18 protein-coding genes are annotated in these 18,170 nt (G+C 61.2%); 14 read left to right on the top strand and 4 right to left on the bottom strand.

What is annotated here, in order from left to right; all coding sequences use genetic code 11:
• The first annotated feature begins 185 nt into the window (after nt 1-185).
• From DWW73_RS00445 to DWW73_RS00425, 5 genes are all read left to right on the top strand, one after another.
• On the top strand, nt 186-986 hold the full coding sequence (locus DWW73_RS00445) for an SDR family NAD(P)-dependent oxidoreductase (RefSeq protein ID WP_006235414.1): 801 nt from the start codon (nt 186-188) through the stop codon (nt 984-986).
• Nucleotides 987-1,422: 436 nt separating this feature from the next.
• Nucleotides 1,423-2,562: a tRNA guanosine(34) transglycosylase Tgt gene (gene tgt, locus DWW73_RS00440; RefSeq protein ID WP_022093813.1), complete on the top strand. Its 1,140-nt coding sequence runs from the start codon at nt 1,423-1,425 to the stop codon at nt 2,560-2,562.
• Nucleotides 2,563-2,776: 214 nt separating this feature from the next.
• Complete coding sequence (locus DWW73_RS00435; RefSeq protein ID WP_117778450.1) at nt 2,777-3,535, top strand: TIGR00730 family Rossman fold protein; 759 nt, start codon at nt 2,777-2,779, stop codon at nt 3,533-3,535.
• Between the two features lie 113 nt (nt 3,536-3,648).
• The gene (locus DWW73_RS00430) at nt 3,649-3,948 is read left to right on the top strand and encodes a type II toxin-antitoxin system RelB/DinJ family antitoxin (RefSeq protein ID WP_117773020.1); all 300 of its coding nucleotides are present in this window, start codon (nt 3,649-3,651) and stop codon (nt 3,946-3,948) included.
• 2 nt (nt 3,949-3,950) lie between these two features.
• Complete coding sequence (locus tag DWW73_RS00425) at nt 3,951-4,259, top strand: type II toxin-antitoxin system YafQ family toxin (protein ID WP_055250871.1); 309 nt, start codon at nt 3,951-3,953, stop codon at nt 4,257-4,259.
• A gap of 93 nt (nt 4,260-4,352) precedes the next feature.
• Here the strand turns inward: DWW73_RS00425 and DWW73_RS00420 are convergent, their stop codons facing one another.
• On the bottom strand, nt 4,353-5,213 hold the full coding sequence (locus DWW73_RS00420; protein WP_117778449.1) for a DegV family protein: 861 nt from the start codon (nt 5,211-5,213) through the stop codon (nt 4,353-4,355).
• A gap of 156 nt (nt 5,214-5,369) precedes the next feature.
• Between DWW73_RS00420 and DWW73_RS00415 the strand changes: the two genes are divergently transcribed.
• From DWW73_RS00415 to DWW73_RS00375, 9 genes are all read left to right on the top strand, one after another.
• Nucleotides 5,370-6,032, top strand: coding sequence for an HAD hydrolase-like protein (locus tag DWW73_RS00415; RefSeq protein WP_117778448.1), 663 nt, complete (start codon nt 5,370-5,372; stop codon nt 6,030-6,032).
• Between the two features lie 54 nt (nt 6,033-6,086).
• Entirely contained in the window at nt 6,087-7,523 is a 1,437-nt protein-coding gene (locus tag DWW73_RS00410; protein ID WP_117778447.1) for a M20 family metallopeptidase, read from the top strand.
• Nucleotides 7,524-7,842: 319 nt separating this feature from the next.
• Nucleotides 7,843-8,781, top strand: coding sequence for a phosphate ABC transporter substrate-binding protein (locus tag DWW73_RS00405; protein ID WP_117778446.1), 939 nt, complete (start codon nt 7,843-7,845; stop codon nt 8,779-8,781).
• 25 nt (nt 8,782-8,806) lie between these two features.
• Nucleotides 8,807-9,715, top strand: a complete 909-nt coding sequence (pstC, locus tag DWW73_RS00400) for a phosphate ABC transporter permease subunit PstC (RefSeq protein ID WP_117629066.1) — start codon at nt 8,807-8,809, stop codon at nt 9,713-9,715.
• Nucleotides 9,708-10,634 carry a phosphate ABC transporter permease PstA gene (gene pstA / locus DWW73_RS00395; protein ID WP_117564462.1) on the top strand — a complete coding sequence of 309 codons (927 nt, stop codon included), beginning with the start codon at nt 9,708-9,710 and terminating at the stop codon, nt 10,632-10,634. Before pstC ends, pstA begins: the two co-directional genes overlap by 8 nt.
• Nucleotides 10,631-11,506, top strand: a complete 876-nt coding sequence (gene pstB, locus DWW73_RS00390) for a phosphate ABC transporter ATP-binding protein PstB (protein WP_117564461.1) — start codon at nt 10,631-10,633, stop codon at nt 11,504-11,506. Before pstA ends, pstB begins: the two co-directional genes overlap by 4 nt.
• Nucleotides 11,507-11,709: 203 nt before the next feature.
• Nucleotides 11,710-13,569: an ABC-F family ATP-binding cassette domain-containing protein gene (locus tag DWW73_RS00385; protein ID WP_117655831.1), complete on the top strand. Its 1,860-nt coding sequence runs from the start codon at nt 11,710-11,712 to the stop codon at nt 13,567-13,569.
• Nucleotides 13,570-13,575: 6 nt separating this feature from the next.
• On the top strand, nt 13,576-14,346 hold the full coding sequence (locus DWW73_RS00380) for a Cof-type HAD-IIB family hydrolase (protein ID WP_055252667.1): 771 nt from the start codon (nt 13,576-13,578) through the stop codon (nt 14,344-14,346).
• Between the two features lie 207 nt (nt 14,347-14,553).
• Nucleotides 14,554-14,943, top strand: coding sequence for a metal-dependent transcriptional regulator (locus DWW73_RS00375; RefSeq protein WP_055252669.1), 390 nt, complete (start codon nt 14,554-14,556; stop codon nt 14,941-14,943).
• 279 nt (nt 14,944-15,222) lie between these two features.
• Here DWW73_RS00375 and DWW73_RS00370 read toward each other — a convergent pair whose 3' ends face one another.
• The 3 genes from DWW73_RS00370 to DWW73_RS00360 all read right to left on the bottom strand — a co-directional run bounded on the left by DWW73_RS00370 (nt 15,223) and on the right by DWW73_RS00360 (nt 17,922).
• The gene (locus DWW73_RS00370; RefSeq protein WP_055252068.1) at nt 15,223-17,175 is read right to left on the bottom strand and encodes a heavy metal translocating P-type ATPase; all 1,953 of its coding nucleotides are present in this window, start codon (nt 17,173-17,175) and stop codon (nt 15,223-15,225) included.
• Between the two features lie 99 nt (nt 17,176-17,274).
• Nucleotides 17,275-17,493 carry a cation transporter gene (locus DWW73_RS00365; RefSeq protein ID WP_055252067.1) on the bottom strand — a complete coding sequence of 73 codons (219 nt, stop codon included), beginning with the start codon at nt 17,491-17,493 and terminating at the stop codon, nt 17,275-17,277.
• A gap of 63 nt (nt 17,494-17,556) precedes the next feature.
• Nucleotides 17,557-17,922, bottom strand: coding sequence for a helix-turn-helix transcriptional regulator (locus tag DWW73_RS00360; protein ID WP_055252065.1), 366 nt, complete (start codon nt 17,920-17,922; stop codon nt 17,557-17,559).
• Nucleotides 17,923-18,170 lie beyond the last annotated feature (248 nt).

Here is an 18,170-nt window from a genome sequence, read left to right as displayed (position 1 = left end):
AAAAACTCGGCCACTTTATCCAGTTTGTACTTGACATTCCCTTCGCCGAAAGACGTTGCGCCGTTCGCCTGCCATGGGCTTTATTTTTCACTTGAACCCGCTAAAGTTGCATTTCAGCTTTTGGCGCGTGAAGTTGGATGCGCGCAGTCGACGGGCAGGCCCGTCGCGATTTGAAAGGACTTTATATGGGACTTTTCACTGGTAAGACCGTGATCGTCACCGGCGGCGGCAAGGCCACGCTCAAGGACGGCTCCGCTGGCTCCATCGGCTACGGTATCGATATCGCTTTTGCCAAGGAGGGCGCAAACCTCGTCATTACCGGCCGCAACGTTGCCAAGCTCGAGGCTGCCAAGGAATCCCTCGAGGCCGAGTACGGCGTCAAGGTTCTGCCTGTTCAGGCCGATGTCTCGGCTGGTCAGGACAACGAGGCCGTCGTCCAGAACGTCATCGACAAGGCCATTGAGGAGTTCGGCCGCATCGACGCCGTCGTCAACAATGCTCAGGCCAGCGCTTCGGGCGTGACGATCGCCGATCACACCATGGACCAGTTCAACCTCGCCATTTACTCCGGTCTGTATGCCACCTACCTGTACATGCAGAAGGCCTACCCGCACCTGAAGGAGACCAAGGGCTCCGTGGTCAACTTTGCTTCGGGCGCCGGCCTGTTTGGCAACTATGGTCAGTGCAGCTATGCCGCCGCCAAGGAGGGCATCCGTGGTCTGACTCGCGTTGCCGCCAACGAGTGGGGCAAGGACGGCATCAACGTCAATATCGTTTGCCCGCTTGCTTGGACCGCCGCGCTCGAGAACTTCCAGGATGCCTATCCCGAGGCGTTCAAGGCCAACGTCCACATGCCGCCGGCGGGTCACTACGGCGACGTCGAGAAGGAAATCGGCCGCGTCGTCGTTCAGCTCTGCGGTCCCGACTTTAAGTATATGAACGGCGAGACCGTCACCCTCGAGGGTGGCATGGGCCAGCGTCCTTAGGGGTTCCGCCGTTCTACCGAACGGCGGACCGGCCGACGCTGCGCGGGCCGCATTTGGACAATCTGCCGTTCAATTTCAAGGGCGCGACCAGAAGGTCAGCGCCCTTTCATTTCACGGCACCTTGTCTCAAATGCGACCCGCTCGCTGACGTTGCCAAAATATCGGCGTTGCCGTGGCTGGTAAATAGCTCCACTCATCGGGGACGTACTTAAATGAGTGCCCGCAGAATGAAAGTGGATAATCTCCCGTTTTTGGGCTGTGCTTTGGGCAAAAGTGGGAGATTATCCACGCTCATCCGGTAAGCGTCCAAAAATCCACGCTCATTTGCCGTGTCCCTGCCGTATCCTCCTCGCACCAGTTTCTGTCGAGTCGGTGCTTCTTGCGGGTTGCTCGTATAATGGTCTGCGTATGAACCGCAACCAAGGAGTTCCAGTTTATGGATCAAAACCTCTTTAAATTCGACCTGATCGCCGAGGACCCGACCACGCACGCGCGTGCCGGCGTGCTGCATACCCCGCACGGCGATATCGAGACGCCGATCTTTATGCCCGTGGGCACCAAGGCAAACGTCAAGGGCATTCCCACCGAGACCGTCAAACAGCTCGGCGCGCAGATCGTGCTCGCCAATACCTACCACCTGTCCATGCGCCCCGGCGAGGACACCATCGCCGAGCTGGGCGGACTGCACAAGTTCATGAACTGGCACGGCCCCATCCTCACCGACTCGGGCGGCTTCCAGGTGTTCAGCCACAACGACGCCGTCAAGCTCACCGACGAGGGCGTGCGCTTTATCGTCAACGACTACGACGGTCGCCACGTGTTCTGGACGCCCGAGGACAACATGGAAATCGCCATGAAGCTCGGCTCCGACATCTGCATGCAGCTCGACCAGTGCCCGGGCTATCCCGCCACGCGCGCCTACGTTGAGCGCGCTGTTGAGCTGTCGAGCATGTGGGCCGAGCGCTGCTATAAGGCTCATACCCGCGATGACCAGGCGCTCTTTGGTATCGTTCAGGGCGGTATGCACCTGGACCTGCGCCTGCGCTCGCTGCGTCATCTGGAGGAGTGCGGCGATTTTCCGGGTTATGGCATCGGCGGCTACTCGGTGGGCGAGGACCACGAGACCATGTTCGAGACACTGGCGCCGCTGGTTTCCGAGTACATGCCTAAGCACAAGCCTCGCTACCTCATGGGCGTCGGCAACCCTACCACGCTCGTGCGCGGCGTGGGCGTGGGCATCGACATGTTCGACTGCGTGCTGCCGACGCGCACCGGCCGCATGGGTACGGCGTTCTCCAGTGAAGGTCGCCTTAACTTCCGCAACGCGCGCTTTGCGCACGACGACGGCCCCATCGATCCCACCTGCACCTGCCCGGTGTGCACGGGCGGCTACAGCCGCGCGCTCATCCGTCACATGGTCACGCAGAAGGAGATGCTCGGCGGTATTCTGCTGTCGATGCACAACATCTATTACCTGCTCAACCTTATGCAGCGTGCCCGTCAGGCCATTATCGAGGGCCGCTACGGCGCGTTTGTGAGCGACTGGATGAACAGTCCTGCGGCGGTGGACTACTAAGAGCGGCGCGAGCGCTTGCAGAGCGCGGGCAACGGCAAGGTGCGAGCGCCGGCCGGTCATCACGTTCGCTAACACTGTCTGCGCGACCGATGACCGATAGCTTGCAAGCACTTGATGCATCGTGGGTACCATACCGAATAGTTGATGTTCGGGCGGATGTTTGGCGCATGGCGTCGACCCCGCCCGTTTTTCTTTTTCTCGATAGGAGTATCCCATGATTAAGAATGAGAACGTCGAGGGCGAGCCAGCCTACGACGAGACGTACCGCCGCGGCCCCGTGGTCATGCGCGGTCCCATGATTCCCAAGGACAACACCTACGCCAACCTGCTGGCGCCCGAGGACTCGACCGACTGGCTGCATGCTGATCCGTGGCGCGTGCTGCGCATCCAGGCAGAGTTTGTCGATGGTTTTGGCGCGCTTGCCGAGCTTGGTCCTGCGGTGACCATCTTCGGTAGCGCCCGCACGCCCAAGACCGATCCGCTCTACAGGGCGGCGCGTACCGTCGGGCGCAAGATCGCGCAACGTGGCGTGGCGGTCATCACCGGTGGTGGCCCCGGCATCATGGAAGCGGCCAACAGGGGAGCAGCGAGTGTCAACGGCAAGTCAGTTGGCCTAGGCATTGAATTGCCGCACGAGCACGGGCTCAACAAATATGTGAACCTCGGCATGGACTTCCGTTACTTCTTTGTGCGCAAGACTATGTTCGTCAAATACAGCTCCGGCGCTATTGTGTTTCCCGGCGGGTTTGGCACGCTCGACGAGATGTTCGAGGTTCTCACGCTGGTGCAGACGCACAAGGTCAAGCGCATGCCGCTCGTGCTGGTGGGCACCGAGTACTGGCAGGGCCTATTCGACTGGCTCAACGGCCCGGTGATGAGCACCGGTATGATTAGCCCGCTCGATCCGGATCTGGTACACATTACCGACGACCTCAACGAGGCCGTTGACATTGCGCTCAGCGGGCTGATGTAGATCAATCGTGCCCACGCGACATGAATACGCATGGCAATCTGATGTTATCTAACATCAGATTGCCATTTATATTGGGTATACTGGTGTAAAAGACGAGGGCGAGGAGGTCGCAAATGTCTACAGCAACAGTTAAGCCTACGACGGTTCGAATCGAAGAGGGGCTCAAGGAGCAGGCGACTGAGTTCTTGGATTCGGTCGGCCTCAGCCTCAATTCCTATCTCAATCTTGCCGTTCGGCAGCTGGTAAATCAGCGAAAGATTCCTTTTGAGATTGTAGGAAGGGCGGAGGTGCCCAACGAGGTGACGAGGCGCGCCATGGTGATCGCCGATGCTCATGAGCTGGGGATTTTGCCGGACGATAGCCTGTCATTCAATAACGCTGATGAGCTTATGTCATTCCTCGATGAGGAATAGCGATGTTCGAGATTAAAGTCGAGGCTCAATTTAAGGTGGACTACAAACGAACGATGCGCATGCATCCGCAGCTAAAAAGTGAGTTTAAAGCGGCGGTTGCAGAGCTTGTGGCTCATGGGTCACTTCCGGCGGAGTATGGCGCCCACGAGCTCTCAAACCCGGGCGGAAACTACAACGGCCACATCGATTTCCACCTATCCGATGGCTTGGTCGATGTGGTCGTTCTTTATCTTCCCCATAAGACTAACCCAGTGATTAGGCTGGTGAGAATGGGCACTCATCAGGAACTGTTTCAGGGTCCGCTGGGCTGATCGCCGATTTCTAAGTTGCGGTGGAATAGGGATTGATTTGCGGCTGATAAGCCAAAAACAGTTCCTATTCCACCGCAAGTGGTAAAGGTGCCCCTAGTGGATGGGCTGGTAACGAGGACAGTAGCTGATGGCGATGGCGTCGACGCCTACATGGGTGGCGATGGTGCAGCCGATGGGGCCGGTGCCGGCGTCTACGTAATCCTGGCCCGCGAGTGCCTCGTTGACAAGTTCCTGCTCCTCGGCGGCGCCGGTCGTGAGCACGCGCACGCTTGAGCCCGGGTGCTCGTCCAAAAACGCGAGGCAATCTGCCATGGTGTTGGCGACGATGCGCTTGGCGCCGCGGCCCTTTTTGATTGCCTTGATCTCGCCCGATTTCCACTCCGGCGAAACGGCCAGGCGAATGTTGAGCATCTGCGTCAGCTGGCCGGCGAGCTTGGGGGCGCGGCCGTTTTTGACCAGGTTCTCGAGCGTGCGGGGAATCAGCAGCAGGTGGGCTTCGGGCAGCGTCGCGCGGATCTGCGCCTCGGTCTCGTCCAAGCTGCGGCCGTCCTCGCGCATGGCAAGCGCGTACTCCACCAGCAGGCCCTCGGCGCCCGAGCCGGTGCGCGAATCGATGCAGCGCGCGTCGAGCTCGTGGGTCTCGGCGACCAGGCATGCGTTGGAATAGCAGGCGGACCACTCGCTGCACAGCGAGATGAAGATCGCGCTGTCGTGGCCATCGGCGCGTACGCGGTCAAACAGCGCCTTGAACTCGCCGGCGCTCGGCTGCGAGGTGTGCGGCAGCTGCTCGGAGCCGGCCATGCGGGCGACGTATTCCTCGGCGGTAATCTGCACCTGGTCGAGCAGGTCCTCGCCCTCGATAATCACATGCAGCGGAATCACGTAAATGCCGAGCTCTTGGGCACGGGCGGGGGAGATGTCCGACGTGGAGTCGGTTATGATGGCAAAAGACATAATTGCACCTTTCGTTGGGGCGCGGCAGCGCCGCCTTCTGAAAGCAAAGTGCGACAAGTATAGTGGAGTTGCTCTACATTGCTAGGTTCAATTGTTGAATAGTCAACAGTTTGAAGCGGTGGTGTGGAAATCATCAACTGGGGAAGAAGGGTGCCGATGGCGGCATTGCAACTTTGCGAGCGGCCGGTTGTGCTGTTCGATTTTGACGGCACGGTGGCCGATACGGGTCGGGCAGTGATGACCTCGACGCGCAAGACGCTGGCTGCGCGCGGGTTTTCGGAGACGCAGATGGGTGATCTGCGCCGCATGATCGGGCCGCCCCTGTGGAAGAGCTTTCACGACTTTTACGGCTTTTCCCGCGAGGAGTCGCTTGTGGTGGCCGATGAGTACCGCGCCTTTTTTGATGAACTGGGACCGGAGGAGTATCCCGTGTTCAATGGGGTCCCCGAGCTGCTGGATGGGTTGGTCGCCCAAGGCAAACGTATGGCCGTGGCGACGTCGCGCATGGAGGCCAAGTGCATCGACATGGTGCATGAGCTCGGGCTCTCTCAGTTTGAGGCGGTGATTGGCATGAATCCGCCGCAGGGACGCGAGACCAAGGCCGATTCGGTCCGCGATGCCCTGGCGGCGCTCGGCGCGACGGCCGACGATGCCGTGATGATCGGCGATCGCTTTAACGATGTGGAGGGCGCGCACGCAATGGGCGTGCCGTGCATCGGCATCTATTCGGGCGCGGCGGCGCCGGGCGAGCACGAGGCGGCGGGTGCCGATGCGGTGGTGCACTCGGTGGCCGAGCTTGCTAAACTTTTCGCTATCTAATGACGTAATGTGAGGGGCGAGCGCGCTCGCCGCTCATTGGTAAGGAGGTCGTCCATGAATCAGGTGGAGCAGAGCGTCGCCGAGTATGTCGACGAGGTCTGGGAAGATGTCGTCGCCGATATCGAGCAGCTGGTGAGCTATCCGTCCGTGGCAGTTTCTGCCGATGCAGAGCCCGGCGCGCCGTTTGGCCGCCCGGTCCGTGACGCGCTCGACTGTGCGCTCGGCATCGCGCAGAAGCTCGGCTATCAGACGAGCGACGACGAGGGCTATGTGGGCATTGCCGATATTCCTGGCCGCGGCGACAAGCAGCTCGCGACCATCTGCCACGTGGACGTGGTGCCCGCCGGCCCGGGCTGGAACACCGACCCGTTTGCGATGGAGCGTCGCGAGGGCTGGCTGCTCGGCCGCGGCGTTATCGACGACAAGGGTCCGGCGGTGCTGTCGCTCTACGCCGGCGCCTATCTGCTCAAGCACGGCATTGTTCCGCGCTATACTTTCCGCGCGCTGCTGGGCTGCGATGAGGAAGTGGGCATGTCCGACGTTCACCATTATCTGGAGAACCACGCAGACCCCGACTTTTTGTTTACGCCCGATGCCGAGTTTCCGGTCTGCAATGCCGAGAAGGGCCAGTTTGGGGCGACGTTCGTGAGTCCCAAGATCGACGGCGGGCGCATCGTGTCGTGGAGCGGCTCCGAGGCGAGCAATGCCATTCCGTCGCAGTCCATCTGCGAGCTCGCGATTGCCGCCGATGAGCTGCCGGCGCCCGTTGAGAACGCCGACCGCCTGGAGATCACGGCGCTTGATAACGGGCATGCGCAGATTTTCGCCCACGGCATTGGCGGTCATGCCTCGATGCCAGAGGGAACGATCAACGCCGTCGGGCTGATCGTGGCGTATCTGCGCGAGGCCGAGGACGCGTTTGGTGCACGCGACGAGCGCCTGCTGACGCCTGCCGAGCACGAGTTCGTCAAGTTCCTGGCCTTTGTGCATGCGGACGCCTATGGTCGCGGCCTGGGTATCGATGCGACGAGTCCGGCGTTTGGCCCGCTTACCTGCAACGCTGGCGTCATCCGCGTGGCGGATGGCCATATTGAGCAGGTCATCGACGTGCGCTTCCCCGACAGCACGAGTGCCGATACCATCCGCGAGCAGCTCGATCCGCTCGTGGGCCGTTTTGGCGTGACGTGCCGTGTGGGTCGTGCGAAGGTGCCGTTCTCGGTCTCTGCCGACGATCCGGCCGTGAAGGCGCTTATTGATACCTATAACGAGTTTACGGGCAAGCATGCTGAGCCCTTTGCCATGGGCGGCGGCACGTACGCGCGCAACTTTGCCCGCGCCGTCTCGTTTGGCCCCGAGGAGACCGGTCTGGAGCTGCCCGAGTGGGGCGGCCAGATGCACGGTCCCAACGAGTGCGCCAACGAGGAACAGCTCAAGCAGGCGCTCAAGATTTATATCGTGGCGATCTTACGTTTGAACGAGCTTGAGCTTTAAGGCTGCGGCGTTTTAACAACTTAGCACCCCTTTCGTCCGGGCTTTTTAAGTTGCGGTGGAATAGTTCCTAGAATGGGCCATTTGATGGCCAAGCAGGAACTATTTCACCGCAACTTTGTTTTTATTGGTGTAAAAGGCGGGTCATGCTTGGTGGCGGGTTTGTTATTCGTTTGTAAAGCCGAGCCGCGCTTGCGGTAAGGGTCTATCAGATGCCCGTAATAAAGCGCAGCTGACGCGGGCGCTGCCCGATCGAGACCGTATCTTTCCAAACAGCAAAGCGGGCAGGGTGCCCGCGAGTCGCTTGTATGAAAGGAAGATTATGCTCGATCAGGCTTATTCTCGTCGTCAGTTCCTCGGCCTCGCTGGTGGTCTTGCCAGCATCGTCGGTCTCGGTCTCGTTGGTTGCGGCGGCGCAGGCGCAACCGACGCCGCCGACAAGGGTAGCGCCGCTGCTGCCGAGTCCGTCTCGGGCGAGGTAATCTACGACGGCGCCTCCTCGTTCCAGGCTCTCGTCGAGGCTGCTGCCGAGAAGTTTATGGATGCCAACCCCGACGTCTCCGTCTCCGGTTCGGGCAACGGTTCGGGCAAGGGCCTGACCGCTGTCGCCGCCGGCACCGTCACCATCGGTAACTCCGATGTCTTCGCCGAGACCAAGCTCGAGGCCGATCAGGTCAAGAACCTCGTCGATCACGAGGTCGCCGTCGTGGGCATGGGCCCCGTCGTCTCCAAGAACGTGACAGTCGACGACCTGACCCTCGAGCAGCTCAAGGGCATCTTCTCCGGCCAGATCACCAACTGGAAGGAGGTCGGCGGCGACGACGCCAAGATCGTCGTTCTCAACCGCAAGGCCGGCTCCGGCACCCGCGCCACCTTCGAGGCCGCCGTCTTTGGCGACGAGGCCGTCGACTTTAAGGGCGACGCCGAGCTCGACAAGTCCGGCGACGTCCAGACTCAGATGGGCAGCACCGACAATGCCATCTCCTACCTTGACTTCTCGCACTTCGATGACTCCAAGTTCAACGCCATCATGGTCGAGGGCGTCGAGCCCAAGAGCACAAACGTCACCGACGACTCCTTCAAGATCTGGGCGACCGAGCACATGTACTGTGCTAAGGACGCCGACGAGGCCACCAAGGCCTTCCTGGAGTTCATGCTTTCCGACGACGTCCAGGGCAAGCTCGTCGAGGAGCAGGGCTTTATTCCCGTTTCTGCCATGAAGGTCGTCAAGGACGCCAGTGGCAAGGTCTCCGCTAAATAAGTAATCGCCCCCGGAAAGGTTTGCAATGGCAAAACAGCTGCCAAAGCGCGAGCTTGAGAACGTGGGCCTGGGCGTCACGGGTGCGTGCGTAGCGCTCGTGACGCTTGTCGTTGCCGCGCTCATCTTTATGGTCGCCCAAAAGGGCCTCTCGGCTTTTTTCAAGGACGGCGTCTCGATCGTCGAGTTTTTTATCGGTACCAAGTGGGACCTGGCCAACACGGCCGAAAACGGCCTGCCCTACACTGGCGCCCTGCCCCTGATCGTCACCTCGTTTGCGGTCATGGTGCTCTCCACGCTCATCGCACTGCCCATCGCCATCGGCTCTGCCATCTTTGCGGTCGAGATTCAGCCTAAGTTTGGCTCCAAGGTTTTTCAGCCGCTCATTGAGCTTTTGACCGGTATTCCCTCGGTCGTCTTTGGCCTGATCGGTTTTCACGTGGTCGTCGGCCTTATGAAGAGCGTTTTCCACGTGAGCACGGGTCTGGGTATCTTGCCCGGCGCTATCGTGCTGGCAGTCATGATTCTGCCGACGATGACCACGCTTTCGGTCGATGGCCTGCGCGCCGTGCCCGATAGCTACCGCCAGGGTTCGCTCGCGCTGGGCTACACCCGCTGGCAGACCATCTGGCACGTGGTGCTCAAGTCCGCCATGCCCTCGCTCATGACCGCAGTCATCCTTGGCATGACCCGCGCCTTTGGCGAGACGCTCGCCGTGCGCATGGTCATTGGCGGCATCGAGGCCATGCCGACGTCGCTGCTGTCGCCGGCGTCTACCATCACCACCACGCTCACCACGTCCATGGCGGTCTATGCCGAGGGCTCGGCCCAGGACGACATCCTGTGGGCGCTCGGCCTGCTGCTGATGGGCATGAGCCTCATCTTTATCCTGATCATCCATCTCATTGGCCGCAAGGGGGCGAAGGCTCGTGGCTAGCACGCGCATCCATATCGACGAGGCGAGACTCGGGCGTGTCCAAAGGCAAGACCGTATCGCCACGGGCGTGCTGACGGCGATTGTCGCCATCGTCATGCTTATCGTCGTCTCCATGGTGGCCTACATCCTGTTCGAGGGTATCTCGACGCTGTTCCAGCCGGGCTTTCTCACGCAGCCCGCACGCGCCAACGGAACGCAGGGCGGCGTGCTCTACCAGCTGTTCGACTCGTTCTATCTGCTGCTGATTACCCTGATCATCTCGGTGCCCATCAGCCTGGGCGGCGCGGTCTTCCTAGTTGAATACGCGCCCGACGGTCCCATTCGCGACATCGCCTCGACCGCCATCGAGACGTTGTCTTCGCTGCCCTCCATCGTCGTCGGCATGTTCGGCTTTCTGGTGTTCTCGGTGCAGCTGGGCTGGAAGTACTCCATCATCTCCGGCGCCGTCGCGCTCACCATGTTCAACATCCCCATCCTGGTGCGCGTGATTCAGCAGGCGCTCGAGGACGTGCCGCAGGCCCAGCGCGATGCGTGCCTGGCCATGGGCCTCACTCGCTGGGAGGCCACACTGCACATCCTGATTCCCGAGGCCATGCCCGCCATCGTGACCGGCATCGTGCTTTCGGCCGGCCGCGTGTTTGGCGAGGCCGCGGCGCTGCTCTTTACCTCGGGCATGAGCTCGCCGGTCCGCCTCAACTTCTTGAGCTTTAACCTGTCGAGCCCCACCTGCGCCTGGAACGTGTTCCGTCCCGGCGAGTCGCTGGCCGTGCACATCTACAAGATCTATGGCGAGGGCAGCCCCGAGGCCCAGCAGATCGTCTGGGGCACCGCGGCACTGCTGATGATTTGCGTGCTGCTGTTTAACGTAGTCGCCCGTATCGTGGGCAAGCAACTGGCAAGGAAGATGACGGCCGAATGAGCGATATGAATGCAACGCCCGCAACCGAGGCGGCCACGTCCGACACCCCCCAGGACTTTCTGTCGAGCGTGGGGGAGAGCGAGAGGCGCGTGCGCGTGAGCGGCAAGGCCGTGAGCGACGAGGTCGTGCTCTCCGCCAAGGACGTCAACGTGTACTATGGCGACCACCATGCGCTGCACAATACGTCGCTCGACTTCCACAAGGGTGAGATCACGGCGCTCATCGGGCCTTCGGGCTGCGGCAAGTCGACCTTCTTGCGTAGCCTCAACCTGATGAATCGCGAGATTCGCCGCTGTCGCGTGGAGGGCGAGATCAACTACCGCGGGCGCAACGTGAACACCAAGACCGAGAACACGTACGAGCTGCGTCGCTCCATCGGCATGGTGTTCCAGCAGCCAAACCCCTTCCGCAAGTCCATTCGCGACAACATCACCTTTGCGCCCAAGCGCCACGGCATCACCGACCGTGACGAGCTCGACCGCATGGTCGAGGAAAGTCTGCGCGGTGCCGCGCTGTGGGACGAGGTCAAAGACAAGCTCGACAAGAGCGCCTACGCGCTTTCGGGCGGTCAGCAGCAGCGTCTGTGCATTGCGCGCACGCTGGCGCTCAACCCCGACGTAATCCTGTTTGACGAGCCCTGCTCGGCGCTCGACCCCATCTCGACGCTGGCGATCGAGGACCTCATGTCGTCGATCGTGGCCGACCGCGCCATCGTCATCGTGACGCACAACATGGAGCAGGCGTCGCGCGTGTCCAACCGCACGGCGTTTTTCTACATGGGCGATATGGTCGAGTACGACGAGACCGACGAGATTTTCCAACGGCCCAAGGATAAGCGGCTGAATGATTACCTCACCGGCATGTTCTCCTAGTCCGGGACATGCTTGAGGCCCGCGGCGGCCACGGTTGCCGCGGGACTGATTGGAGAGGCGGGTCATCTCTTGCGGGAGATGGCCCGCCTTTTTGTGTCGTGTGCTGGTGCGCTTGCCCAAAACCACCACGAAGGCGCCCGTCCCCTTTGTGGTGGTTTTCGCTATCATGGAGAACGTTGAATTTCTACGAAGGAGCAGGGCATATGGCGATTCTTTTGGGATGCGATTCCGTCAGCCTAGAGTTTCCCACCAAGCATATTTTCGATAGCGTGACGCTCGGCGTGGGCGAGGGCGACCGCATTGGTATTGTCGGTAAAAACGGCGACGGCAAGTCGACGCTGCTGAGCGTGCTCGCCGGCACGCTGGAGCCCGATGACGGACGCGTGACGCACCGCCGCGGCATCACGATCGGTCTACTCGGCCAAAAGGACCAGCTTGTCGATACCGATACCGTGCATCATGCCGTTGTGGGTGACGCCCCCGAGTACGAGTGGGCGTCGAGCCCCCGTACGCGCCAGATCCTCGCCGGCCTCATTAGCGATGTGCCCTGGGAGGGCATGGTAGGCGAGCTCTCGGGCGGTCAGCGCCGCCGCGTGGACCTCGCGCGCCTGCTGATCGGCGACTATGACGTGCTCATGCTCGATGAGCCCACCAACCATCTGGACATGCGCACCATCAACTGGCTTGCGCGTCACTTAAAGGCCCGCTGGCAGCGCGGTCAGGGCGCGATGCTCGTGGTCACGCACGATCGCTGGTTCTTGGACGAGGTCTGCACCAGCATGTGGGAGGTTCACGACGGCCAGGTCGATCCCTTCGAGGGCGGCTATTCGGCATATATCCTGCAGCGCGTGGAACGCGACCGCATGGCCGCGGTTACCGAGGAGCGCCGTCGCAACATGGCACGTAAGGAGCTCGCGTGGCTGAGCCGCGGTGCCCAGGCGCGCTCCACCAAGCCCAAGTTTCGCGTGGATGCCGCTCGCGAGCTGATCGCCGACGTGCCGCCCGTGCGTGACGAGCTGGAGCTCAAGCGCCTGGCCGTGAGCCGCCTGGGCAAGCAGGTTATCGATGTGGTCGACGTGGACGCCGGCTATGCGGATACCGATGGCGCGCCCAAGCAGGTGCTCAACGACGTGACCTGGCTCATTGGTGCGGGCGACCGCTATGGTCTTTTGGGCGAGAACGGCGCCGGCAAGTCGACTTTGCTCGACGTGATCCAGGGCAAGATCGCGCCCCTGCGCGGCCGCGTGAAGATCGGCCAGACGGTGCGCTTTGGCGTGCTGTCGCAGCAGCTCGAGGAGCTCGAACCCTACATGGGCGACACGATCCGCGAGGTGCTCAGCCACTATAAGAAGTACTACGTCATTGACGGCAAGGAGACTTCACCCGAGAAGCTCTGCGAGCGTCTGGGCTTTACGACGCAGCAGCTCTGGAGCCGCATCGGCGATCTTTCGGGCGGCCAGCGCCGTCGCCTGTCGCTGCTGCTGACGATCCTGGACGAGCCCAACGTGCTCATCCTGGACGAGCCCGGCAACGACCTGGATACCGACATGCTGGCGATTGTCGAGGACTTGCTGGACGGCTGGCCCGGCACGCTGATTCTGGTGACGCACGACCGCTTTTTGATGGAGCGCGTGACCGACCAGCAGTGGGCGCTGCTCGACGGCCACCTGACGCATATGCCCGGCGGCGTCGACCAGTACCTGCGCCTGTGCAACGCCACCGCCGAGGGCGAGCCCGTGGGTGCACCGAGCGCCAAGACCGGCACGTTTGACACCGGTGCCGCGGCGGCTGCGGCCGAAAAGCCCAAGTCGAGCGGCCAGCCCAATGGCCTTTCCAACGCCGAACGCCAGAAGCTTCGCCGCGAGGTGAGCTCGCTCGAGCGCAAAATGGAGACGCAGCGCGCCCGCGTTGAGGAGGCCGAGGCAGCAATGGCCCAGGTCGATCCCACCAACTACACGGCGCTGGGCGAGCAGCAGGCAAAGATCGACGAGGCCCACGCCGCCATGGACGAGTTGGAGATGGCGTGGCTCGAGGCGAGCGAGAAGCTCGAGGGCGAGGAGTAGGCGAGGATGATCAAGGCCGCGTTTTTCGATATCGACGGTACGCTGCTGAGCTTTAAGACCCATCGGATTCCGGCGTCGGCGCAGCAGGTGCTCGACAGCTTTCGCGAGCAGGGGATCGCGTGCGTGATCGCCACGGGCCGTCCGACCTACCAGATGCCGGACTGGCTGTTCGACCTGGGCTGGGATGCGTACATCACGCTTTCGGGTCAGCACTGTTTTGATGCCAAGGGCGTTTACCGCAGCTGCCCGATCGATTCGGACGACGTCGCGGCGATTGTGGACCAGGTGGCGCAGGGGCGCTACGACTCGCTGTGCATGCAGGGCGAGAATTCGTTTGTGAACCGCCTGTCCGAGCGCGTGGTGACGGCTGGCAGTAACGCGGGGATTGTCTACCATGAGGAGCCGTTTGAGCACGCCTTTGACGCGCCGGTCTACCAGTTTTGCGCCTTTGTTGATCCGGCCGACGAGCATATCGTGACCGATTCCGTGTCGCATTCGCTCACTACGCGCTGGTGCGATCTGTTCTGCGATATTATTCCCGCTAACGGCGGCAAGGACCTGGGCGTGGCGGCGACGCTGGAGCGCTTGGGCATCGACGCGAGCGAGGCGATCGCCTTTGGCGACGGCGAGAACGACCTGTCGATGTTCTCGGCCGTGGGCACAAGTGTGGCCATGGGCAACGCGCAGGATACCGTGAAGGCCGCGGCGACCTACGTTACGACCGCCGTAGACGACGACGGCATTTACAGCGCCGCCAAGCACTTTGGGCTACTGTAGCTGCGGCCGGCACTTAGGGACGTTCCTTTTCTGCCGGCAGCTGGGGACACTCCTTGCGGGGCGTCCCCATTTTGTTTTCGTCCCGCATGTTTTGTGAAACACGGCTAACTTTTAGGCAAAGTAGTAAGACATGGGCAACTTTTGCGGTAAAGTAAATCAAGCAAAAGTATCCAAAGGCTAACTAGAAGCCATCGCGAAAGGCGGCCCATGGCCCTGCGTGAATCCGGAGAAGACTATCTCGAATCGATCTACGTTCTATCGGAACGTCAGGGCATCGTGCGCTCGATCGACGTTGCCGAATACTTGGGCGTAACCAAAGCAAGCGTCTCTAAAGCCATGGCGGCCTTGGAGAGCACCGGCTACGTGGAGATGGGCAAACGCGACGTGCATCTGACGGAACGCGGTCTTGAGGTTGCCCGTCAAATGTGGGAGCGCCACTGCTTTTTTGTAGGTCTGCTAGAGGACGCAGGCGTAACGCCCGAGGTCGCGTCGCAAGAGGGCTGCCACATGGAGCACTGCCTGAGCGAGGAGAGCTTCGAGAAGCTAAGATCGATGCTGAGACGGGAAGATGTAGCGGGTCCAACAACAGAAGCCTAACTGACCCACAGTAGCGCGGAGTTCACGCAAAGCGCGAACCAGCGACCGGGACCAGCGGCCCTTTCGGCCAAGTCCATTTCAGCAAAGGAACCCCGCCAGCAAGCGATGCCCAAGAACCGCCAGCTGTGTCAATGCAGGCCGGGGCCGGGCTTGGTTTTGAAAACACTCCGCAGCGCGAGGCCCGCCTTTCCGTTGCTCCGCAGGAGCAAGAAAGACGGGCCTCATGCGCGAGGACGTTTTCAAAACCAAGCCCGGCCCCGGCCGGAGGGACCACGAGCGCTACAGGTTCTTGACACCCATCGCGCGCATGGCGTTCAGGATGGCGATGATCGCCACGCCTACGTCGCCAAAGACGGCAAGCCACATATTGGCGATACCCAGCGCTGCCAGCACAAGGATCAGCAGCTTAATGCCCAGCGCAAAGATTATGTTCTGCCAAACAATCGACATGGTCTTGCGCGCCACGCGGATCGCGCGGGAAATGTTGGACGGCTTGTCGTCCATCAGCACCACGTCGGCGGCCTCGATCGCGGCGTCGGAGCCCATGGCGCCCATGGCAATGCCCACATCGGCGCGCGTAAGCACAGGAGCGTCGTTGATACCGTCGCCGACAAAGGCGAGCTTGCCCTTGCCACTTTCGGCCGCGAGTAGCGCCTCAACGCGCTCGACCTTGTCGCCCGGCAGGAGCTGCGCGTGGAACTCGTCGAGACCGAGTTGCTTGGCCACAGACGCTGCAACCTCCTCGCGGTCGCCCGTGAGCATGACGGTGCGGTTGATACCGGCGGCATGCAGGTCGCGAATCGTTTGCTCCGCATCGGCCTTAACGGTGTCTGCAATCACGATGTGGCCGGCGTACACGCCGTCAACGAGCACGTGGAGGATCGTGCCGACAACCTCACAGTCCGGTGCTTCAACGCCGGCCGCGGCGAGCATCTTGGCGTTGCCAACGACGACGTGCTTGCCGTCGATGGTTGCCGTCACGCCGTGGCCCGCGTCGTTGGCGGAGTCGCTCACGCGCTTGGGGTCGACCTCGCCCTGGTAGGCGTCGCGCACGGACTGCGCGATGGGGTGATCGAAGAACGACTCAGCAAGGGCTGCGACTTCGAGCAGCGACTGCTCGGTATAGCCAGCCTCGGGGTGCACCGCGACGACTGAGAACGTGCCGTTGGTGAGGGTGCCCGTTTTGTCGAAGACGATGGTGTCCACGTCGGCGAGCGTCTCGAGGTAGTTGGAGCCCTTGATGAGAACGCCCAGCTTGGACGCGCCGCCGATGCCGCCAAAGAAACTCAACGGTACGCTGATCACGAGGGCGCACGGGCAGCTGACGACCAGGAAGGTCAGGCCGCGCAGGATCCAATCGGACCAAGCGCCAGTCACCAGGCCGCCGCCAAGCGCGAGCACCGCGGCAGCGCCAGTGACGGCGGGGGTGTAGACGCGGGCAAAGCGCGTGATGAAGTTCTCGGTGCGCGCCTTCTTTTCGCTGGCATTCTCCACGAGCTCCAGAACACGCGCGACGGTTGACTCGCCAAAGGGCTTGGTGGTGCGCACGTGGATGAGGCCCGTCATGTTGATGCAGCCGCTGATGATATCGTCGCCGGTCTTGGCGGGGCGGGGGACTGACTCGCCCGTGAGCGCGGCGGTGTCGAGCTGGGTTTCGCCCTCGACGATGACGCCGTCGATAGGCACGCGCTCGCCGGGCTTGACCACGATCACGGTGCCGACGGCGATGTCATCGGGAAAGACCTGTTCGAGTGTGCCGTCGGCTTGCTCGACGTTAGCGTAGTCGGGCGCGATGTCCATCATGGCACTGATCGACTTGCGGCTCTTGCCCACGGCGTATGCCTGGAACAACTCGCCGACCTGGTAGAACAGCATGACGGCGGCGCCTTCGGCCATGTGCGGGTCGGTGTCGGGGAAGAGCACCATGGCAAACGCGCCGATGGTCGCGACGGCCATGAGGAAGCTCTCGTCGAAGGCCTTGCCGCGGCGGATGTTATTGAATGCCTTTTGCAGTACGTCGTAGCCGGCAATCAAAAACGGCACGAGGAACAGCGCGAAGCTGGCGTAGATGTTGCCGGGCTCCCCAAATGCGATAGTGAGGGCGCCGAGCTCGTCGAGGGCATAAACAACGGCAAAAATGCCCAGTGCTACCAGGATGCGGTTGCGCTTGTGCTCAAGGGACTCTTTCTTCTTGCGCTTCTTCTTTTTCTTTTTGGGGTCGGCGGCTGCCATGATTCAAACCTCCCATTTGAGTGTATGAACACTTGCTCATATAATTTCGCGAGCAAAGGCCGCGGCAAGCGCGGCCTTACAGGTCAACGTGTGCGCGGGTTAGAGAATGATCTCGCAGTCCGGCTCGGCGTCGGCGGTGAACTCAACGACGCGGTCCAGGACCTCGTCGAACTTGGCGTCGTCGGCCTCGAGCGTCAGCTTCTGGGTCATAAAGTTGACCGAAACGGACTTGACGCCATCGAGCTTAGCCAGCTCGTCCTGAAGTTCACGCGCGCAGTTGGCGCAATCGATCTCGTCGAGCTTAAACTGCTTTTTCATGGTGGGTTCCTTTCCCTGTGTTGGCGGTCTGGGTGCCGGCCGCGCTGATACCGTGGTTGATTGCTATTCGCAGATATGGCTCATGCCCTGGTTGAGCATGGTATAGACATGATCGTCAGCAAGCGAGTATAGAATGTTGCGGCCGTCGCGGCGGAACTTGACCAGGTGCGACTGCTTAAGCGTGCGCAGCTGGTGCGACACCGCAGACTGCGAGGTCGCGGTCGCTTCGGCGATGTCAGCCACGCAGAGCTCGCGACCCATGAGGGCATAGAGAATCTTGATGCGCGTGGTGTCGCTGAAGACCTTGAACAGGTCGGCAAGGTCGTAGAGAAGCTCCTCGTCGGGAAGGTCCTCGGGCGAGCAGGTGGTGGGGACGATCGGCTCGGTGGCCTCGATGCCAGTCTTTGTTTCATCAGCGTGGCTGCTCATTGTAACATCCTTTCATATGAACATGCGCTCATATAACTTACTTCCGATTATATGAGCGCATGTTCATATGTCAATACAATTTACGTTAATTTCGATGACTGCTTGCCGCCTCTGCGATTTTCTGCGGGTTGGGAGACATCGACGCAATGCTCGCCAACATATTTCGAGATGTTCGGCCAGCATGCTAAGAAAGCCACCTTGAGAAGCATTAGAACTGTTCATATTTGTACTTTATCGTGTTAAATACC

The sequence above is a fragment of the Collinsella sp. AF16-8 genome, assembly GCF_003462695.1.
Lineage (GTDB): Bacteria > Actinomycetota > Coriobacteriia > Coriobacteriales > Coriobacteriaceae > Collinsella.
This window is presented reverse-complemented; position numbering and strand designations above follow the sequence as displayed.

Coding starts and splice junctions, on each gene's coding strand:
- DWW73_RS00445 (WP_006235414.1), top strand. CDS start 186: ATGGGACTTTTCACTGGTAAGACCGTGATCGTCACCGGCGGCGGCAAG.
- tgt (WP_022093813.1), top strand. CDS start 1,423: ATGGATCAAAACCTCTTTAAATTCGACCTGATCGCCGAGGACCCGACC.
- DWW73_RS00435 (WP_117778450.1), top strand. CDS start 2,777: ATGATTAAGAATGAGAACGTCGAGGGCGAGCCAGCCTACGACGAGACG.
- DWW73_RS00430 (WP_117773020.1), top strand. CDS start 3,649: ATGTCTACAGCAACAGTTAAGCCTACGACGGTTCGAATCGAAGAGGGG.
- DWW73_RS00425 (WP_055250871.1), top strand. CDS start 3,951: ATGTTCGAGATTAAAGTCGAGGCTCAATTTAAGGTGGACTACAAACGA.
- DWW73_RS00420 (WP_117778449.1), bottom strand. CDS start 5,213: ATGTCTTTTGCCATCATAACCGACTCCACGTCGGACATCTCCCCCGCC.
- DWW73_RS00415 (WP_117778448.1), top strand. CDS start 5,370: ATGGCGGCATTGCAACTTTGCGAGCGGCCGGTTGTGCTGTTCGATTTT.
- DWW73_RS00410 (WP_117778447.1), top strand. CDS start 6,087: ATGAATCAGGTGGAGCAGAGCGTCGCCGAGTATGTCGACGAGGTCTGG.
- DWW73_RS00405 (WP_117778446.1), top strand. CDS start 7,843: ATGCTCGATCAGGCTTATTCTCGTCGTCAGTTCCTCGGCCTCGCTGGT.
- pstC (WP_117629066.1), top strand. CDS start 8,807: ATGGCAAAACAGCTGCCAAAGCGCGAGCTTGAGAACGTGGGCCTGGGC.
- pstB (WP_117564461.1), top strand. CDS start 10,631: ATGAGCGATATGAATGCAACGCCCGCAACCGAGGCGGCCACGTCCGAC.
- DWW73_RS00385 (WP_117655831.1), top strand. CDS start 11,710: ATGGCGATTCTTTTGGGATGCGATTCCGTCAGCCTAGAGTTTCCCACC.
- DWW73_RS00380 (WP_055252667.1), top strand. CDS start 13,576: ATGATCAAGGCCGCGTTTTTCGATATCGACGGTACGCTGCTGAGCTTT.
- DWW73_RS00375 (WP_055252669.1), top strand. CDS start 14,554: ATGGCCCTGCGTGAATCCGGAGAAGACTATCTCGAATCGATCTACGTT.
- DWW73_RS00370 (WP_055252068.1), bottom strand. CDS start 17,175: ATGGCAGCCGCCGACCCCAAAAAGAAAAAGAAGAAGCGCAAGAAGAAA.
- DWW73_RS00365 (WP_055252067.1), bottom strand. CDS start 17,493: ATGAAAAAGCAGTTTAAGCTCGACGAGATCGATTGCGCCAACTGCGCG.
- DWW73_RS00360 (WP_055252065.1), bottom strand. CDS start 17,922: ATGAGCAGCCACGCTGATGAAACAAAGACTGGCATCGAGGCCACCGAG.